The organism is Candidatus Pelagibacter communis (assembly GCF_001180205.1).
In the GTDB taxonomy this organism is placed as follows: domain Bacteria; phylum Pseudomonadota; class Alphaproteobacteria; order Pelagibacterales; family Pelagibacteraceae; genus Pelagibacter; species Pelagibacter ubique_O.
The window spans coordinates 1-3,740 of record NZ_CVSU01000106.1; the positions used below are offsets into that span (position 1 = coordinate 1).

Consider the following 3,740-nt stretch of genomic DNA (forward strand, 5'->3'; position numbering starts at 1 on the left):
AGTTTCTCCCCTATCAATTGATGAAGAATCTAGAAAAGGTTTTGAAAAAATACTTAAAAAAGAAAATATTGGCTCCGAGATATCAAATATCGTTGAGAATAATTTGAGAACCTCGGGATTATTTAATCCTCTAGACAAAAAGGCTTTTTTACAAGCTCCTGATATTGCAAATTTAAAACCAAGATTTGAAGATTGGAATTTAATTAAAGCTCAAGCACTTATTACTGGCAAAGTAAATTATGTTGACGATAAATTAAGAGTTGAGTTTCGATTATGGGACGTTTTAGCTGCTAAAGAAATGATGGCTTTAGCTTTTACCACAGTCCCTAATAATTGGAGAAGAGTAGGTCATATTATTTCTGATAAAGTTTACGAAAGGCTCACAGGAGAAAAAGGTTATTTTGATACAAGAATAATTTATGTCTCAGAAGAAGGACCAAAAATACAAAGAATAAAAAAATTAGCAATCATGGATCAAGACGGAGCTAATAATAAATTTTTGACATTAGGGAATGAGTTAGTTTTAACACCTCGATTTAATCCAACAAGCCAAATGGTAACTTATTTGTCTTACTTTAAAAATATGCCAAGGGTTTATTTATTAGATATAGAAACTGGAACGCAAGAAGTGGTTGGGGATTTTCCTGGAATGACATTTGCACCACGCTTTTCACCTGATGGTAAAAAAATAATTATGAGTTTTGCTAAAGATGGAAAGTCAGATATTTACACTATGGATTTAGAAAATAGAATTGTTGAAAAAATTACTAATCATCCATCAATTGATACTTCACCATCTTATTCTCCTGATGGTAAATATATTACATTTAATTCTGATAGAAGTGGTTATCAGCAAATTTATGTAATGAAGAATGATGGAAGTGATGTAAAAAGAATTTCTTTTGGTAACGGTTTATATGGAACACCTGTATGGTCTCCTAGAGGAGATTTAATTGCATTTACAAAATTACATAAAGGTAAATTTTATATAGGTGTCATGAGGACTGATGGTAGTGGTGAAAGATTGTTGACTGAAAATTATTATCAAGAGGCGCCATCTTGGTCTCCAAATGGAAGGGTACTAATATTTTATAGAGAGACAAAAACTAACTCCAAAGGAGAAGGTTTTTCAGCAAAATTGTGGTCTATAGATTTAACTGGTTATAATGAACGGCAAATAAAGACACCAACAGATGCTTCAGACCCATCATGGTCATCTTTATTAAGTAATTAAAGATTAATTTTTGTTAATTTCTTGATTTTTAGACTTGAAACCTCTATTTAGTTGTGAAAAAGTTAAGAAATTGAAATTAGCAGCAAGGAGCAATTTAATGAGATTAAACAAAATTTTGAAAAACACACTTTTAGTATTAACAGCTTGCCTAGTGCTATCTGCATGTGCAACTAAAAAAGAAGTGGCTACAGACATTCAAGGTCAAATGCAAGGTGATGTTTACACAGGAACAGACACAGTTGAATATTTAGCTGATGGAGTTCCAGACAGAGTTTTCTTTGCAACAAATGAGTCGATATTAACAACTGCATCAAGAGAAACTTTAAGAGCTCAAGCAGCTTGGTTAAGAAAGAATCCAACTATAAATGTAGTTCTTGAAGGTCATGCTGACGAAAGAGGAACAAGAGAATATAACTTGGCACTTGGTGAAAGAAGAGCAAATGCAGCTAAAGATTATTTAATGACTTATGGAATATCTTCTGACAGAATTACAGTATTAAGTTATGGTAAAGAGAGACCAGTTGACTCTGGTTCAAACCCATTAGCTTGGTCAAAAAACAGAAGATCAGTAACTGTTAAAGCAAATTAATTATTTAAAATTTAAGACCCTAAAACCTTTATTGGATTTAGGGTCTTTTTTTTGCCATTTTTATAATCATAAATCTAATTTAAATGATGCCCATATTTAAATTAGTAATTTTAAAATTTTTTTTAATCTTAAATTTGGTTTTTATTAATATTTCTTTTGCTGATAATCATAATATTTATGAAACATTAGAGATAATAAAAAATGATCTTAAAACTCTTGAAAGAGCAGTTTATTCTGGATCTATAGAAGTGAAAGCAAACACCAATGATAGTTCAGTTTCAGATTTGGACCAAAATTCAGAAGATGTTTTAACTAGACATCTATTAAAATTATCTGAGGTTGAGGATCAGTTTAGAGAGCTCACTAATAAATTTGAAGAAATAAATTTTAAGTTGGATAAATTATCTACCCGTGTTTCAAAAATACAAGCAGATAACCAAATAAGATTTCAAGATATTGAGACCAACATTAGCTCTGGAAATATAAGTAGCGTAGAAAATCAATTAAGCTCAAAACCAAAAACAGATGAGCAAAAAGTTTTACCTGGAAGTTCGCAACCTCAAGATTTAGGTACAATTTCATATAAGGATACAGAAACAAATGAAACTTCACAACAAATTCAATCTGTTGATACTACAGCTTCAATTGTGACTGAAAATTTTCAGTCCGAAGAAAAAATACTTCCTCAAGACTTAAATGCAGAGGAGCAATATGAATTTGCAACCAGTTTTTTAAAAGTTGGTGACTACAGCACGGCGGAAAGAGCTTTTAGAGAATTTGTTTTATCTAACTCTGATCATGAGTTAGCTGGTAGCGCACAATATTGGTACGCAGAAACATTCAGAATTAGACAATTGTATACTGATGCAGCATCTGCCTATTTAGAGGGTTACCAAAAATATCCTAAAGGAAAAAAAGCTCCAATTAATCTATTAAAACTTGGAGTATCAATGGTTCAAATTGGTGAAAAGGACCAAGGATGTAAAATGATAAATGGTGTAGAATTACAATATCCCAATGCAAATCAGTCTGTAATACAAAAAGCAAAATATGAGTCCAAAAAATTTGAATGCGTCAAACAAGACTCATAATTTTTTATTAAATCAATTAAAAGATAAACAAACTTCTAAAATTTATAAAAAATTTGAAAAAAATCTTGATTTAAAAGAAGATTTTATAGTTGCAGTTTCTGGTGGACCAGACAGTCTAGCTTTATGTTTTTTATCAAAAATTTATTCGATTAAAAAACATATAAAAGTAAAATATTTTCACGTCGATCATAAACTTAGAAATAATTCAACAAAAGAAGCAAAATTTGTAAAATTAATTCTAAAAAAATTGTCTACTAATCTTGAGATTTTAACCTGGATTGGAAAAAAACCAAAAAGTAACATTCAATCAATTGCAAGAGACAAAAGATATGCACTCATGATTAACAAAGCAAAAAAATTAAAAATAAAAAATATTTTATTAGGTCATCATAAGGATGATTTAATAGAGAATTTTTTTATTAGAATTTTGAGAGGTAGCGGTTTAAATGGCATGGTGTCATTTGATCAAAAAACTAATCTACAAAATATTAATTTGATTAGACCTTTGTTAAAATTTTCTAAACAAAATTTAGAATATATTACAAAAAAAGTTTTTAAAAAAAATGTTGAAGATCCCTCGAATAAAAATGATAAATTTAAAAGAGTAAAAATTAGAAATTTTATAAAGTACTTGGAACTAGAGGGATTGGATAACGATAAATTTAATTTAACAATTAAAAATTTAAGATTTGCTAATGAGTCAATTAAATACTTTGTAGAAAAAAATTTAAAAGATAATTCAACAATTTCAAATATTAATAAGTTTGTTATTTTAAATAAAAATTTTTTTCTTCAGCCAGAAGAAGTGGTTTTTAGGTCTCTCACA

4 protein-coding genes are annotated in these 3,740 nt (G+C 29.0%); all 4 read left to right on the plus strand.

What is annotated here, in order from left to right; genetic code table 11:
• Window positions 1-1,234, plus strand: a 1,234-nt coding sequence (tolB, locus tag AMO08_RS04730; RefSeq protein ID WP_075485710.1) for a Tol-Pal system beta propeller repeat protein TolB, incomplete at its 5' end; no start/stop codon positions are given.
• 97 nt (window positions 1,235-1,331) lie between these two features.
• Window positions 1,332-1,823, plus strand: a complete 492-nt coding sequence (pal, locus tag AMO08_RS04735; RefSeq protein WP_102134047.1) for a peptidoglycan-associated lipoprotein Pal — start codon at window positions 1,332-1,334, stop codon at window positions 1,821-1,823.
• A gap of 83 nt (window positions 1,824-1,906) precedes the next feature.
• Complete coding sequence (gene ybgF / locus AMO08_RS04740; RefSeq protein ID WP_075485714.1) at window positions 1,907-2,914, plus strand: tol-pal system protein YbgF; 1,008 nt, start codon at window positions 1,907-1,909, stop codon at window positions 2,912-2,914.
• The coding region (gene tilS / locus AMO08_RS04745; protein ID WP_075485716.1) for a tRNA lysidine(34) synthetase TilS at window positions 2,874-3,740 on the plus strand (867 nt) is incomplete at its 3' end. The genes ybgF and tilS, both read left to right, overlap by 41 nt.

Coding starts and splice junctions, on each gene's coding strand:
- pal (WP_102134047.1), top strand. CDS start 1,332: ATGAGATTAAACAAAATTTTGAAAAACACACTTTTAGTATTAACAGCT.
- ybgF (WP_075485714.1), top strand. CDS start 1,907: ATGATGCCCATATTTAAATTAGTAATTTTAAAATTTTTTTTAATCTTA.